The organism is Bacillus sp. EU63, from assembly GCF_038592915.1.
GTDB classification, from domain to species: domain Bacteria; phylum Bacillota; class Bacilli; order Bacillales; family Bacillaceae; genus Bacillus; species Bacillus velezensis.
The window spans coordinates 3,265,858-3,281,345 of the sequence record NZ_CP151944.1 but is presented as its reverse complement, the minus strand read 5'-3'; the positions used below and the strand labels follow the sequence as shown (position 1 = coordinate 3,281,345).

Below are 15,488 nucleotides of genomic sequence, written 5' to 3'. Positions count from 1 at the left end.
AAAAATAGGAAAATAATAACGTCAGTGGTGCTTGGGCACTAAAGATGGTTTTTGTGATAACGATGAGCGTATAATTGGTTTCTTACGGCGGAAATGTGAGATAATAATAACCGTTTACATAATGACTAGAAAGGATGGTTCAACGTGGCAAAAAGCTTAAAAGATACTGTAAAGCTTCATAATGGCGTTGAAATGCCGTGGTTCGGCCTTGGCGTCTTCAAGGTGGAAAACGGAAGCGTAGCGGCGGACTCCGTCGAAGCGGCAATCAGAAACGGCTACCGCAGCATTGATACGGCGGCTATTTATAAAAATGAAGAGGGTGTCGGCGAAGGCATCAGAGCTGCGGGCGTTGCCAGAGAAGAGCTGTTCATCACGTCAAAAGTGTGGAATGAAGATCAAGGATACGAAACGACACTTGACGCGTTTGAGAAAAGCCTTGAGCGCCTCGGCCTCGATTACCTCGACCTTTACCTGATTCACTGGCCGGGCAAGGATAAATATAAAGACACATGGCGCGCTCTTGAAAAGCTGTACAAAGACGGCAAAATCCGCGCCATCGGCGTCAGCAACTTCCAAGTGCATCATTTAGAAGAGCTGCTGAAAGATGCTGAAATCAAGCCGATGGTCAACCAGATTGAATTCCACCCGCGCCTGACTCAAAAAGAAGTGAGAGATTTCTGCAAAGCGCAGGGCATTCAAGTGGAAGCTTGGTCTCCATTGATGCAGGGACAGCTCCTCGATAACGAAGTGCTGTCACAAATTGCGGAAAAACATAACAAATCGGTTGCTCAAGTGATTTTGCGCTGGGATCTTCAGAACGAAGTCGTTACCATTCCGAAATCCATTAAAGAGCACCGCATCATAGAAAATGCCGATATTTTTGATTTCGAACTGTCACAGGAAGAAATGGAAAAGATCAGCGCATTGAACAAAGACGAGCGTGTCGGCCCGAATCCGGACGAGCTTCTGTTCTAAGAAAAAACAGCCCTTTACGGGGCTGTTTTTCTTTACATAAATGTCTGTGTCTGACGTTTTACGCTGAACCTGTATGCGGCTATTAATAACAGGGCGGCGGCGAAGGCTCCCAAAATGATGATGTTCAGCATCAGGCTTTGGAGCGTGCGGCCGTGCTGCAATTGATCGACCGTATCGAGCACCCAGCGCTGAGGCAGAAATTCGGCGATTGTCTGCACCGTTTTCGGCATAATATTGCTCGGAAAGAAGCAGCCGGCGAGCAAGCATGTCGGCACGACGATCAAATTCAAAAGCGCCGATGTTGAAGCGCTGCTGTTGGAAAAACCGACGGCAATAAAGGCGATCCCGATCGCGCTTAATGCAAACAGCATCATCAGGACGAACAGCTGCCACAGCGGGAATGACGGATGAATATGAAAAGCGGCGCCCATAAAGAGAACGGCGAATAGAATTTGGACGGCCATGATAATGATATTCACCGCCGCGTTTGCCAGTACATACTGCTTTGATGTGATCGGCGTTGACAGAAGCCTGTAGTACGTCCTGTTTTCCCGCTCTTTAATCATCAGTTCCGTCAGGTTGCCGGCGGAATAGAGCATAATGATAATGAGATACCCGATGACTGAGTAGGTCATTTCTTTATGATTCGATGTATCTTGTAAAACAGCGGACTCCGTTTGAATCGGAGAATGCTTGAAAGCGGCGTACATCGCCTGAAAGGCCTTTGCGTCTCCGCCGGAAGATTTGCCGATTGAGGCGGCGCTGTTCATATAATTGTACAAATAAGAGCTGACATATCCGGTGACCTGGGCGCCTTTCAGCGAGGTCATGCCGATGTGAGCCGGTTTCCCGTCTTTTACGCTTTGGGAGAAGCCTTTTTCAAACGTAATGAGCGCCTCCATTTTTCCTGAAGCGATCTTGGATGTGGCGGACGCAGCCGTTTCCTCCGAAATCTTCACATGATCCAGTCCTTTTAAAAACGTGACCGTATCCTGTGCCACTTCTCCGCCGTCCTGATTGAGAATGCCGATATTGAGCGTTTCGGCTCCGCCGTTGGCATTGGTCATGAAGGAGAGGAAGACGCCGATCAGCGGAGCCCCGATATAAAGAATAAGCTGTTTTTTGCTTTTTGTAATCCCTTTGAGAGTGTGTGCAAACAGCCACCAGAAGTTTTTCATATTACAATCCCTCCCGTCTTTGAAACGTAAATGCGGCGATCAGCAAAAAGAGTGCCGCCAATGCTGTATTTAAACCGAGTGCAGGCCATGCCGCTGATACATCACTTGCGTAAATGATGTTGTTAATCGCCTTATTGATCCATGATAAGGGCGACAGGACGGAAATTCCTCCGCCTTCATATTTGTAATAGGCGCCGCCGATAATGGACATCACCTGAACGATGATGACGGTGATTAATCTGGCGCTTTCGGGTTTTCTGGTCAAATAGCTCAGGCTGAGCCCGAAGCTGACGGCCAAAAGAATTTCAGAAACGAGAATCAGAAGCACAAGTCCCAGGTGGCTGCCCCAATTCGCTTTTAAGATAAATTTGCTGAAGGCGACAACGGCAAGAATCGTCAGAACATTCACAGCCAAAATGCCGAGCATCTTTCCGAGAAAGATATCGCTTTTCCGGAGCGGAGCGGCGATCAGGCGATCCGCGGTGTGCCGTATTCTTTCCCCGCGGAATAAGGTGCTTGCAAAAATCGAGGCGTACAGCCCGATCATCGTCGTCATGGATATCGCGTAAAAATCTTTCGCTTTCGGTTCTTTCGCTTTGTGTAAAGACGTCTGCTTCATATAATCGCTTTTGATTTGTCCGGCGGAAGGCGTCTTATGCGCCTTGTAAGCGGCGGCGCCTGCTTTGTATTGATTGGTAAAAGCGGTCAGCATGCCTTGGACGATCGTGCCGTTGATGCCGCTCCGGTCATTTGTATAGACTTGAAAACCGGTGTTTTTTACAGTGACGAAAGCATCCGCCTGATTTTCTCGAACCTCGTTTTTGCCTTTTGCCTCCGTGTCCGCTTTTTGAAAATAGACATGCTCTTTTTTGGCGGCTTTCATAAACTCAGTAAAATAATGAGAAAGAGGGCCGTTTGACTGGTCCGTATATACGACCTTGATGTTTCCGACCGTCACCTCTGAATCAAAGGCGTTTGATAATGCCGCGGTAAAAATCAGCATGAAGACGATCGGAAAAGCAAGCATGAAAATAAAAGTCCGTCTGTCGCGGAAACTGATTTTGATTTCTTTCACGGCGATGTGCAGAATATTCATTTGCAATCCTCCTTTCAATGGGGTCAGTCGCGCAGGCTTCTGCCTGTCAGCGTGAGAAATACCGTTTCTAAGTCAGGGGCCTGTTCCTGCAAGGAGCGGATTTCAATGCCTTTGTCCATGAAGTACCGGATCAGGCGGTTTAAATTGTTGACCCCTGTGTCAGAGCTGATTTTCACGCTGTTTTCTTCCAGTGCGGCGGCTCTGACGCCGGGCAGCTCCTGAATATCGCCGAGGCTGATGCCGTTTCCGGATGACAGCTCAATCACGACGTCCTTCGTGTCGGTAATGATGGAGGTCAGCTGTTCTATTGTGCCTTCTGCGATGACTTTTCCGTGGTCGATGATGGCGATGCGCGTGCATATTTCTTCCACTTCCTCCATGTAGTGGCTCGTGTAGATGATCGTGCAGCCCATTTCATTCAGCTTTTTCACTGATTGCAGAATATAATTTCTTGATTGCGGGTCAATGCCGACCGTCGGTTCATCCATGATGATCAGTTTCGGCCGGTGGGCAAGGGCGCAGGCGATATTGAGCCTGCGCTTCATTCCGCCGGAAAAATGCTTCGGCAAATATTTGTGTTTATCGCTCAAGCCCACGAATGTCAGGGCTTCCTCGACCCGTTCTCTCAGAGCCGCCCCTCTCAGGCCGTACAGCCCTGCGAAGAACTTCACATTTTCATAGGCGTTTAATTCTTCGTAAATCGCGAGGTCCTGAGGGACGATGCCGATATTCATTTTCGTTGCTTTGCTATATTTGAAAATATCTTTTCCGAGAAACAGAATGTCTCCGCCTGAAGGTTTTAAAAGACCTGAGATCATATTGATCGTCGTGCTTTTTCCGGCTCCGTTTGCGCCGAGAAACCCGAAAATCTCACCTTCTTTTACGGCAAGCGACATCTGGTCAACGGCGGCATAATCACCGAATTTCTTACTCAGCTGTTTGAGCTCCAAAATGTTCATGTTTCCACCTCTATGTCTTGTGATGCTCTTATTATAAAAAAAAGAATGAACGGCCGTTAGTGCAGCTGTTCATTCCTTTGACGTGAGAATCTTCATATTTTTCACATGAAAATATTCACTTATTCAACCGGAAGCAATGTCGTGACGGAAAAACCGGCCGTGCCGTCAAAAATAACGGTTCCGTGCAAGACGGCCGCCCGTTCTTCCATACCGAGCATGCCGAGGCCTTTTTTAAAGCGGACGGCACCGTTTCCGTTATCTTTCACTTCCGCTTTCACGGCTTTGTTCAGAACATGGATATCAATGAAAATCTGCGTGGCATCGGCGTATTTCATTGCATTGGTCAAGGCTTCGGTTACGTTTTCCTGAATGACTCTCCAATGCATTTGCGTCAGCCTGTCCAAATCGCCTTGATGCGTAAACGGAACCGGCATCCCGTTTTTGGCCGAAAATTCATCAATAAACGTTCTTAATCTGTGAATGCCCATTTGTTCAGCGGGCGGTTTCATATTTTTCAGCGTTATGCGGATATCCTCTATGCCCTCTTTGGAAATGGTAATGGCGTTTTGGAGCAGTTCAGCCGCTTTGTCCGGATGGGAGCCGAGCATCCGCTTCGCCGCTTCCATCTGAATGAGCGCGCCGGTCATGGAATGGCCGATTTTATCATGGATGGCTTGGGATAATCTGTTTCTTTCCTCGAGTTTGCCGGTGTACTCCGATTGTTTGATATATTCCGTGCTGCTGTGCAGCTGTTTCGTCAGTTTTTCAATGCTTGAGCGCATGATGTCCGACTGTTCTTCATATTTCTTCAGCCGATTGCCGGACCGGGCGGCCAAAACGAATATCGCCAGACAGAACAAGGTCATGACGATATAAGTCGGAAGGTCGCCGTACGGAATAAATAAAAACGGCAAAAACACGAGCAGGCAGAACACATAGCGGTGAACCGGATATTCGGCAAGAACCGCAAAAATGGCGGGCGGCAAAAGAAACAGAAACGCCGGATGGCCTAAGGCGGAAAGCCAAGCGGTCAATGCCAGCGCCATGAGGGTGATCCCGCGCCTCCAAACGGGCGGCCTGATCATGCAGACCGCAATGCCCAAAGACAGATAAAGCAGCAGAAACAAGACGGCGTACGGCGTGTAAGGGCGGTCAGCCGATACGAACAAAAAAGCCGTATAAAAAATAGCGATCAGTCTGCTCATCAGCATCCAAAAATCCATACCGTTCAACGCCCGTTATCCACCTTCCCGGTGATATAAAAAATGGCGATCTGCGTTCTGTGCTCAAGCCCCGTTTTCCCTAAAATAGATGAAATATAATTGGCCGTCGTCCCTTCAGAAATGAAAAGCTGTTTTGAAATTTCCCTGTTCGACAGTCCTTTCGCAATAAGCGACATGATGCTGAGCTCTCTTTCAGTAAACTGGCTTTCATCAATCTGATGGGCGGCTTCCGCCGGCCGGAAAAGACTGTCTTTTATTTTGTCCAGCACGGTGTCCTGAAGAATGCTGTGCCCGTTGAAAACGCTTTTGATCGCATCGCGGATCCGTTCCGGTTCGGTGTTTTTTAATAAATATCCTTTCGCGCCGTTTTTAATCGCTTCTAAAATATACTCATCGTCGTCAAATGTCGTCAGGATCATCGGCTTCGTATCCGTTTCCTCAGCGATCCGTTTTGCGGCTTCGACGCCGTTCATCACCGGCATGCGGACGTCCAGCAAGGCGATATCGACGGGGTTGTGTTTACAATACTCTGCCGCCTCGAGTCCGTTTTCCAACGTTGCCGATACAGTAAATTCCTCATATGTATGCAAAATGATTTTCATTCCTTCTCTGATGAAAGAATTATCATCCGCGATAATGACATTAATTTTCATAGCCGCACCCTTTGTGTGTTTTTGTTTCATTATATACCATCCGATTTTAAATCAAAAAGCCTCCCGGCGAAAGGTGCGCGGAAGGCAGATCGGTCAAGCGGGCTTTTTCAATTGGATGAAAAACAGCATCAGAAAAGAAATGATCACAATACAGATCACCCACACCCAGGCGAGTGTTTCATTGCCGGAGTCCATCGCGACGTAAATCGCCGTCGGCAGCGTTTGGGTGACACCGGGAATATTTCCCGCAAACATTAAAGTCGCCCCGAATTCACCTAGCGCCCTTGCAATACTGAGAATGCTTCCGGTCAAGAGGGAGGGAAAGGCAAGCGGGACGGAAATACGGGTGAACACCTGCCACCTGCCGGCTCCGTCTACTTTCGCCGCTCCCTCGATGTCAGCATCAACCGCGGCGAAGCCGGTTTTAGCGGACTGATACATAAGCGGGAAGGCGACAATGGCCGAAGCGATCACCGCGGCCGACCACGTGAAAATGACGGGCTGGTGAAAAATCCGCTCAATCGCCCGGCCGATAAAGCTGTGTTTCCCGAAAATGATAATGAGAATGAAGCCTACAACGGTAGGAGGAAGAACGAGCGGGAGCATAAACAGGGTCTCCACAGCCGTTTTTCCGGGAAATCGCGCTTTCGCCATCCAGGCGCCGGCAAGCGTCCCGAGAATGATGACGGCGAGGCCCGATGCCAAAGCCACCTCAAACGACAGTACGACGGGAGTGAAAAATTCCGAAGCCGTAATGTTACTTGGCAGTAAATCCATATTTCTTAAACACTTTCATCGCTTCATCAGACTGCAGATACTGATAAAACGCTTCTGCTTCTTTACGGTGCTTTGTATCCTTGACGATGCCGAGCGGATAAACGATCGGATCGTGCGTTTTCGCCGGCGCTTCATCGGTGATTTTCACCTTTTTCGAAATCAGCGCGTCTGTTTTATAGACAAGCCCGGCATCGACATTTCCGGTTTCAACATAAGAAAGCACCTGGCGAACGTCTTTTGCATAGACGGCTTTATCTTTTACCTTGCCCCACAGGGATAATGCCGTCAATGACTGTTTGGCGTATTGTCCGGCCGGAACGGATTCAGGCGTGCCGAGCGCGATTTTTTCCGCGCTGTCTTTTTTCAGGTCATTCAGATGGGTAAGGTGTGCGCTGTTTTTCTCAGGCACGATCATGACGAGATCATTTTTCAAAAGATCCGTGCTGTCCTTTTTATCGATATCTCCGTCATGAACGAGCTTTTCGAATTTATCTTCGGCTGCCGAGAAGAATAAATCAGCTCCCGCGCCTTGTGAAATTTGTTTCTGCAATGTGCCTGATGATCCGAAGTTGTCTTGAATGGTTACGTTTGAATGTGATTTTTCGTAGTTGGTCTGGATTTCTTCAAGTGCATCCTGAGCGCTGGCTGCCGCAGAAACGGTCAGCGTGACTTTTTCGTTTTGTCCGCCTTTGGACGATTGTCCGGATGAGCAGCCCGCAGTTGCGAGGAAAACGGCCATAGCCGCAGTTGTGAGTAGTGTCGCTTTCTTTTTCAACATTGTGCACCCCTTATAGCTAGATATCATTAGATCAAACTAATTATAACGCAATTGTACGTAATGGTGCGGTTTTTTTTCAATATCTGAACAGTTATAATAAAAATGGAGCGTGATAATATGACAGAAGCCACTTCCTATACAATAGAAGAAGTTGCGGGCCTTTTGAAGGTCTCAAAACTGACAGTATATGATTTGATAAAAAAAGGACTCATTCCGGCGTACAGGGTCGGAAGACAGATGAGGGTCGATGAAGAGGACTTAAAACAATATAAAACAAACATGAGAATGTCAAAAAAGCCATCCGTATCAGAAGCTGCTGACCCGTCCCGCGGGCGGGAGCCGGAAAAAAGGCAGTCCGTTATCATCAGCGGGCAGGATGTGTCGATGGACCTCCTCAGCAAACAGCTGGAACAAACAATACAGGCGGCCCCGCTCCGCAAGTACAGCGGCAGTTTGAACAGCCTGATCGAGATGTACCGCGGGGCTTGTAACATCGTCAGTCTGCATTTATACGATGGGGAGACGGGGCAGTATAACATCCCGTACGTGAAGCGCATTCTTTCAGGGGAGCCGTTTGCGCTTTTTCATGTCGTGCTGCGGCAGGCCGGATTATATGTGAAAAAGGGCAATCCGCTGAACATTCAGGGCTTTCAGGACTTGAGCCGAAAGGATGTCCGTATCGTCAATCGCGAAAAAGGATCAGGCGCGAGGGTGCTGCTGGATGAACAGCTCAGATCTTTCGGTATTACGCCGTCTGATGTCGCCGGCTACCATGACATTGTCACGGATCATCTGTCAGCGGCTTCACAAGTATCAAGCGGAAAGGCGGATATCGGAGTCGGGTCGCAGCATGCGGCGCATATGGCAGGCACGGACTTTATCCCGGTGATCAGTGAACAGTACGATGTGGTCGTCTTAAAACAAAACCGGGAGCTTGTTCAAAGCGTGCAGGACATCCTCAATTCTGAGGAATTCAAGTCTCAGCTTTCTCAATTATCCGGATATGATACGAAAATGACCGGACGGCTCATATATGAAACATGAAAAATCCCTCCATATAACGGAGGGATTTTTTTATTGCTTATAAAACCGCAGCAGGTCGCCGTTTAATATTTTATCGGAAAGCATCAGCTCTTGTTCCGCTTTTTCTTTCTCATCACTGCACGCGCTCATGTCAGAAAGCGGTTCACCCGTTTTACGGCTGTAACACGTATTTTTCGTATAAATATGATCGTCCGTGATAAAGCTGCCGTTTCTCAGCACCGCAAACGGTGTCCGCTCTCCGGAAAACAGATCATTGCCGAACTGAATGCTGCCTTTCGTTTCAATGCCGAGCAGGTGAAGCAGCGTCGGCCTTACATCAACCTGTCCCGCGGCCGAAGCAATCGTTTCCGGCGCACGGTCGGTCACCCCGGGAATATGAATGATAAACGGCACGCGTTGAAGCTGAACCGTATCAAACGGAGTGATTTCCTCTTTCCCTAAGAATTCGGCAAGTCCTTGATTATGGGCTTCGGATATACCGTAATGATCTCCCATCAGGACGATCATCGCGTTGTCATACAGCCCTTCTTTTTTCAGCTTCTTGAAAAAGTGTTTCAGGGCCTCATCTTCATAGCGGACCGTCGTCACATAGCGGTTTAATAACTCGCTGCTTGTGTCCGGTTCCTCAATGAGCTGATCCTGTTGATCAATTTCAAAAGGAAAATGGTTGGTCAAAGTCAGCAGGCTCGCGTAAAACGGCTGCGGAAGCTTCTTTAATTTTTCCGCTGACTGTTCGAGAAACTCCTTATCCTTCAGGCCCCAGCCTGTTGAATTTTCCTGTGTCACCTTAAATTCATCCGCGTCGAAAAAACGGTCGATTCCGAATGCCCCGTACATCTCATCCCGGTTCCAAAAGGCTTTATGATTGGCATGCAGAACGGCTGAATAGTATTGATGATCTTTTAACATATGGTACATCGTATTGAACCGGTGGCCGCTTTTTGTAAAAAAAACGGCGCCGCTTGAAGACGGATACAGCGAATTCGCAGTAATGAATTCTGAATCTGAGGTTTTTCCCTGTTCAGTCTGCTGATAAAAATGAGTGAAGTCATAACTTTTTTTTCGCAGTTTGTTTAAAAACGGGGTAATCTCCCATCCGTTGACCCGCTCATCCATTACAAAACGCTGTGTTGATTCGAGCGTAACAAAAATCACATTGCGCCCCTTTGCAAGCCCGAATTTTGAATCGGACGGCCTGCTGTAGCCGGCTTGAGTGTAATTCGCGACCGCCGCAAGGCTGTCTTCATCGGCAAACGCTTTAGCCCCTGCATTCAGCGTCTGCGAAATGGTGTCATACAAATGAAAGTGGAACAGGCCGATTCCTTTTACGAGCGCTTCACGATCAAAAGGGTGCTTGAACAGCTTCGGCTGCTCGGCCTCAGACAGCGCAAGGTTGCACAGCATGAGGCCGGCTGATGCCCACGCATACGCTTTAACGGTACGGGCGCCCGCTTTTCCTTGATCGGCTTTATGCCTTTTACCAAGATAAAACAAAACCGCAATATCCAAAAATAAAGCGATATAAAGCGGGTGAAACAGCTCTTGGACGCTGCTCCCCATATCACCCATATTGCTTGCCTGAAACAAAACCGGTATGGTGATAAAATCAATATAAAACCCGTAAAACACCGTATTCGCGATTAAAATTCCCGTCAGCATCACATTTGCCGAAAGCAGAAAGATCCGCTGTTTTTTTTCCGTCAGCAAGAGGGCGATGCCGAACAGCGGCACAATGAAGCTCAGCGGATTAATGAGAAGCAGACATTCCTCAAGAACCGAATTGTTCTGCAGACCGAAACCGAGCTTATACACGGCATAGGTTTTCATCCACATGAACAGGATGGACAGGCATAAAAACCGATGATTGCTGAAAAAGGTTTTCTTCATATGTATGACTCCTCACCCTAAAAGCGAAAAGACGCTTTTTGTTTAAGAGATGCGGCCGTGAACCAGTTCGTATAAATAATAGCAGGATACAATCGTTAAGCCGGCCAGCACAAGCTGCTCCGAAAAGCTCCCCGTTCTCATATAAAGGGGAAGACGGAAGCGGATGGCGGACGGAAACAGCAGTTTAATGCCGTTGACGGTCCATGCGTCAAGTACAAGGTGGCTCGCCATTCCGATCATCAGTCCGGCGGAAATGCTCGGATTCGGAATATAGGTTGCCGTAATGAAAAACATAATAAGCATAAACAGCAGGCTGTGTGTAAACGTTCTGTGGCCGAACACCGTGCTTACGATTTTGGACAGAACGGGCAGCGTCCTGCCGATTTTACTTTTCGTATGGCATATGTCGGGAATCAGCGCCCCGAGGGCACCCGCTGAGGTCATAAGGACCGGATCATACCCGTAATAATACGCAATTGCGGAACAAGAAGCGATGCCTCCCATGATGTGTGTTTTTCCTGTCATTTTTCGCTTCTCCTTTTTATTTTTGCCAAAATCCCCTGAATTACAAATATATCAAGAGAATGCATGTTTGATCAACAAACTTTACCTGTTCCGCCAAAAGGAAGGAGACGCGGATTCCGCATATTCTGCCGCGGAAAAAGACACATTATAGGTGTACCTATATTTGATAAAGAGGTGATACAGATGGCTTTCTTTAACAAAGAAAAAGGAAAAAACAGCGATAAAAACAAAAACGTCATTCAAGGCGCGCTTGACGACGCCAGTGCAGCTCTGAAAGACGATCCGCTTCAAGAAGCTGTTCAAAAGAAAAAAAACAACCGCTGACCATATAAGACGGGTAGGGCGAACGCTCTATCCGTTTTCCGTCTAATATTTCCCTTTGACAGATCTTTTTATCTCTGATAACCTCTGAGTAGAATTGAATGATAAAAATCCTCACTCTTTCTCGGTGAGGTAGAGGTTGCGCTTGATGATGAGTCGCACATGCCAGGCTGATAAGGGGCCGCAAAACATGTGTTAAAGGCATCAGCGCCGAAGTGTAAAGAAAGCCGATCCTTCTTTATGCTGGGACTGTATCTGAATAAGTGCAGGACTGCCGCGTGCTTTTTCGCGGAGGGCTATCCGGAGATCAAGGGTGTGTGTGTTTCTTTAAGCATGGACTTTTGTTCAGGCTTTTTTTTGCGTGTAAATATGGTCTCGGGGTCTGGTCCGTACGAATGAACAACCAGGAGGTACAGGAATGGAACAGACGAAAAAATGGGGTTTTTGGTTATTAACGGCGTTTGTCGTAGGAAATATGGTAGGCTCGGGCATCTTTTCGCTTCCGAGTACGCTCGCAAAAATCGCGAGCCCGTTCGGCGCCACATCGGCATGGCTTTTAACGGGAGCCGGTGTGTTAATGATCGCGCTGGTCTTCGGCCACTTATCCATCCGCAAGCCTGAGCTGACGGCGGGGCCGCAAAGCTATGCGCGTGCGCTGTTCAGCGATCGGAAAAAAGGGAATGCAGCGGGCTTCACGATGGTGTGGGGCTACTGGGTGGCGAGCTGGATCAGCAACGTGGCGATCATCACGAGCCTTGCCGGATATTTAACATCATTTTTCCCGATTTTAACGGATAAGCGTGAAATGTTTTCGATCGGCGGTCAGGCGGTTACGCTCGGCCAGCTGCTGACGTTTGCCGTATGTACGGTTTTATTATGGGGCACTCACACGATCCTCGTCACCAGCATTAACGGTGCGAGTAAATTAAATTTCGTCACGACGTTTTCAAAAGTATTAGGATTTATCTTCTTTATCATTGCAGGTTTGTTTGTATTTCAAACGTCGTTTTTCGATCATTTTTATTTTCCTGTTCAAACAGGTCCTCACACGGTTGAGGGAATCGGCGGACAGATCCACAATGCGGCGATTTCAACATTATGGGCGTTCGTCGGAATTGAATCGGCAGTCATTTTATCCGGGCGCGCCCGTTCGCAGCGCGACGTGAAACGCGCCACCATTACCGGATTATTGATCGCGCTTGGCATCTATATCATCGTGACATTGATTACGATGGGCGTGCTTCCGCATGGTAAGCTTGTCGGCTCGGAAAAACCGTTTGTTGACGTATTGTACGCGATCGTCGGCAGCGCGGGAAGCGTCATTATGGCGATTCTGGCGATTTTGTGTCTGTTCGGAACGATGCTCGGCTGGATTCTTCTCGGTTCTGAAGTTCCGTATCAAGCGGCGAAATCAGGAGACTTTCCCGCTGCTTTTGCAAAAACGAATAAACAGGGAAGCCCGGTTGTGTCGTTAATCGTAACGAACGTGATGTCACAGATCTTTATCTTTTCGGTTATTTCCCGGACGATCAGTGACGCGTTTACGTTTTTAACAACGGCGGCGACGCTTGCTTATCTGATTCCGTATCTCGTGTCAGCGTTTTACAGCCTGAAGCTCATTTTTACGGGTGAAACGTATGACGAGATAAAGGGCTCAAGAGTAAGAGACGGTATCATCGCCATCCTTGCCTGCATTTATTCTTTTTACGTCATTATTACCGGAACGGCCGATTTAACGACCTTTATTCTCGGTATCGGGCTGTTCTTCGTCGGTTTGCTGTTATATCCTTTCGTCTCAAAGAAATTTGCAAACAACAGACAATCGGTATGACAAAAAGACATCTCACGTCTGTGAGATGTCTTTTTTATTTGCGGCAGCGGGTTACTTTTTGACGGCGTGTATATAATGAATGGTCTCGAATGCGGTTAAATGGTCAGTGCGTCCGCTGAAAAAACGGTCATTGACGTCCGCCGGAGATACATGTTCAAAAATAAGCAGACCTGATGATTCTAATATTTTTTCGATTTCTTTATAACTGAAACACGATAACATCGGTTCTCCGCTTGCTGCAGCCATTTTCACCATGTTTTCCACTCTGTTTGACAGTCCTCTTTCTTCAAAGAGCGACTCATCTGCATAATCAAACACGATAGAGCTTCCCGGCGGGACTTCGGCAAATAATTGTGTGAGCAGGCGGGCGAGATGCTTTTTCGTAAGATAGTATGACACACCGAGCAGGCTGAAAAAGGTTTTTTGGCGTGAAAAACCTTCCTGATACAGACGGCTGAAAGAAAGCGAAGCGGCGAAGTCCATCGGTACAAAATGAAGATGATGGGAAATGCCGAGGTTCAGATGTTTCAATCTGTTTATTTTGTCTTCCTGTGAAGCGGGATGATCGATTTCAAATGTGTCTAAGGCGTTTGTCACCTCAGGATGCCTGAAACAAAAAGTATCCAGCCCCGCGCCAAGGATGACATACTGTTTGGCCCCGAGCTTCACTTCATTGAAAAGCACTTCTTCACAATATGCGGCACGGGCTAACGGTGTAGGAGACAGCTGGACTTGAGTCACCCATTTTAAGATGTCATCCGGTTGGCCTTGAAGCCTCTGGGCCATGTCTTTGCTGAAAAATGATATACCTTGAATCAGATGATCGCGGATGTCCGAATGCTCTTTATCAGAAATCAGATCTTGTGCCAAAAAATCATCAAATATCACCGGGGTGTCGTATTTACTGTGGTACGCCCTTCCGAAAGCGGACAGCAGGGAAGTCATACTCGCCTTGTTTTCTTTCATATAAAGATCCTCCGTTATTTACATCAATCTCCGGCCGGGAGAATCTTATTATACATGTTAATACAAAAATGTAAATTATAGCATAAATGAATTTTTTTGTCAAGTTTTAAGCGTAATAAAAAGCCGCTGTGACAGCGGCTTCGGGGTTACTTCGTTAAGCTTTTTGTGATGTAGTCGAGCTGGCCTTCAAGTGAGATCGGGTCTGAGAAATAGAAGCCGATCGGATCAATGCGGTAGACATGGTTTTGTTTGACGGCATCGAGGTTCTTCCAGATTGAGCTGTCAAGCACGCCTTTGTCGTCACCGCCGGCCTGCCATGGCCCCATAAAGATGTAGTCTCCCGCGAAGTCAGGCAGTTTCTCGAGTGAAATGCTGGCGTAGCCCGGCCCTTGATTAATGGCTTTTTCCTGCGTCAGTTTTGTGGCCTTCAGCCCGAGTTTGTCATAAATGATGCTTCCGCCGCGGCCGAAGTCTTTACCGAATACATAGATGTCTTTTCCGTTTGTCTGCATGATGGAGATGGTTTTTGAGCCGACCGCTTTTTGAACCTTTGTTTTAGCGGCAGCGGTTTTCTTATCCCATTCAGTCAGCCATTTGTCTGCTTTATCTTCAGTGCCTGTCATTTTCGCAAACTCTTTGAATTGATCAATGTTGCTGAGCTTGTCATATTTAATGGCGATTGTCGGCGCGATTTTTTCCAGTTTTTCGATATCGGCGCCTTGTGTCGTCCAGACAACGATTAAATCCGGCTTTAAGTCAATGATTTTTTCAACGGACGTGCCGTCGCCGATGTTTGTCACACCTTTTGTTTTCCCTTTGTAATAAGGGTTTTTAAATACGTTTTGCGGCGCGCCGACAACATTGATGCCGAGCTGTTTAAAGTCGCCGTAGTAGCCGTCAGCCATGACGACGACCCGTTTCGGGTGCTTCGGAATTTTAATATTGCCGTTTTCGGCTTTATACGTGATGGTTTCTTCTTTTTCAGAAGAACCTTTCGTGTCTGAAGAATTGCCGCATGCGGCCAAAGCGGCGATGAGCAGCACGGCAATCAGCGCTGCGCCGATTTTCTTGTATGTATGGAACATCTGACATTCCTTCTTTCATAAAAATTAGTGATAAAGAGAATCATTATCAGTGTGATTATATCACTGCTTTCATAGAGAAGCACGCTCTTTTTAAAGAAAAACTTTCTTTTTTTATATGAAATTAGGTCTATTAAAAGAGAAGATAAAAGTGCTATACTGAAACAAGTCATTGATAATCATTATCATTACC

15 protein-coding genes and 1 riboswitch are annotated in these 15,488 nt (G+C 47.4%); of the genes, 4 read left to right on the top strand and 11 right to left on the bottom strand.

The annotated features are described in order from the left end of the window. Window positions 1-144 precede the first annotated feature (144 nt). Window positions 145-975: an aldo/keto reductase gene (locus tag NYE38_RS16450; protein ID WP_007410023.1), complete on the top strand. Its 831-nt coding sequence runs from the start codon at window positions 145-147 to the stop codon at window positions 973-975. Window positions 976-1,007: 32 nt separating this feature from the next. On the opposite strand, the gene NYE38_RS16445 is transcribed toward NYE38_RS16450, so the two are convergent. The 7 genes from NYE38_RS16445 to modA form a co-directional block, all read right to left on the bottom strand. Further along, entirely contained in the window at window positions 1,008-2,153 is a 1,146-nt protein-coding gene (locus tag NYE38_RS16445) for an ABC transporter permease (RefSeq protein ID WP_025649279.1), read from the bottom strand. 1 nt (window position 2,154) lies between these two features. After that, window positions 2,155-3,249 carry an ABC transporter permease gene (locus tag NYE38_RS16440; protein WP_025649278.1) on the bottom strand — a complete coding sequence of 365 codons (1,095 nt, stop codon included), beginning with the start codon at window positions 3,247-3,249 and terminating at the stop codon, window positions 2,155-2,157. A gap of 23 nt (window positions 3,250-3,272) precedes the next feature. Beyond that, complete coding sequence (locus NYE38_RS16435) at window positions 3,273-4,208, bottom strand: ABC transporter ATP-binding protein (RefSeq protein WP_025649277.1); 936 nt, start codon at window positions 4,206-4,208, stop codon at window positions 3,273-3,275. A gap of 119 nt (window positions 4,209-4,327) precedes the next feature. After that, window positions 4,328-5,431 (bottom strand): sensor histidine kinase, encoded by a 1,104-nt coding sequence (locus NYE38_RS16430; RefSeq protein ID WP_025649276.1) that lies wholly within the window; start codon window positions 5,429-5,431, stop codon window positions 4,328-4,330. A 5-nt stretch (window positions 5,432-5,436) separates the two neighbouring features. Continuing rightward, window positions 5,437-6,084 carry a response regulator transcription factor gene (locus tag NYE38_RS16425; RefSeq protein WP_003151754.1) on the bottom strand — a complete coding sequence of 216 codons (648 nt, stop codon included), beginning with the start codon at window positions 6,082-6,084 and terminating at the stop codon, window positions 5,437-5,439. A 93-nt stretch (window positions 6,085-6,177) separates the two neighbouring features. Beyond that, the gene (gene modB, locus NYE38_RS16420; RefSeq protein ID WP_017418930.1) at window positions 6,178-6,861 is read right to left on the bottom strand and encodes a molybdate ABC transporter permease subunit; all 684 of its coding nucleotides are present in this window, start codon (window positions 6,859-6,861) and stop codon (window positions 6,178-6,180) included. After that, window positions 6,842-7,639, bottom strand: coding sequence for a molybdate ABC transporter substrate-binding protein (gene modA, locus NYE38_RS16415; protein ID WP_110085271.1), 798 nt, complete (start codon window positions 7,637-7,639; stop codon window positions 6,842-6,844). The genes modB and modA overlap by 20 nt, the downstream gene beginning before the upstream one ends. A gap of 117 nt (window positions 7,640-7,756) precedes the next feature. Between modA and NYE38_RS16410 the strand changes: the two genes are divergently transcribed. Next, entirely contained in the window at window positions 7,757-8,683 is a 927-nt protein-coding gene (locus NYE38_RS16410; RefSeq protein ID WP_017418932.1) for a substrate-binding domain-containing protein, read from the top strand. A gap of 30 nt (window positions 8,684-8,713) precedes the next feature. Here NYE38_RS16410 and NYE38_RS16405 read toward each other — a convergent pair whose 3' ends face one another. Continuing rightward, window positions 8,714-10,570, bottom strand: coding sequence for an LTA synthase family protein (locus NYE38_RS16405; protein ID WP_025649274.1), 1,857 nt, complete (start codon window positions 10,568-10,570; stop codon window positions 8,714-8,716). Between the two features lie 42 nt (window positions 10,571-10,612). Next, a complete protein-coding gene (locus NYE38_RS16400; RefSeq protein ID WP_003151759.1) occupies window positions 10,613-11,095 on the bottom strand; it encodes a metal-dependent hydrolase in 483 nt (160 codons plus the stop codon). A gap of 183 nt (window positions 11,096-11,278) precedes the next feature. On the opposite strand from NYE38_RS16400, the gene sspJ reads away from it, so the two are divergent. Further along, a complete protein-coding gene (gene sspJ, locus NYE38_RS16395) occupies window positions 11,279-11,419 on the top strand; it encodes a small acid-soluble spore protein SspJ (protein ID WP_003151760.1) in 141 nt (46 codons plus the stop codon). Window positions 11,420-11,541: 122 nt separating this feature from the next. Next, window positions 11,542-11,723, top strand: a riboswitch (Lysine riboswitch). 111 nt (window positions 11,724-11,834) lie between these two features. Further along, entirely contained in the window at window positions 11,835-13,247 is a 1,413-nt protein-coding gene (locus NYE38_RS16390; protein WP_003151762.1) for an amino acid permease, read from the top strand. Between the two features lie 51 nt (window positions 13,248-13,298). On the opposite strand, the gene NYE38_RS16385 is transcribed toward NYE38_RS16390, so the two are convergent. Next, window positions 13,299-14,213 (bottom strand): class I SAM-dependent methyltransferase, encoded by a 915-nt coding sequence (locus NYE38_RS16385; RefSeq protein ID WP_017418933.1) that lies wholly within the window; start codon window positions 14,211-14,213, stop codon window positions 13,299-13,301. A gap of 146 nt (window positions 14,214-14,359) precedes the next feature. Beyond that, complete coding sequence (locus NYE38_RS16380; protein WP_014418864.1) at window positions 14,360-15,298, bottom strand: iron-hydroxamate ABC transporter substrate-binding protein; 939 nt, start codon at window positions 15,296-15,298, stop codon at window positions 14,360-14,362. Window positions 15,299-15,488 lie beyond the last annotated feature (190 nt).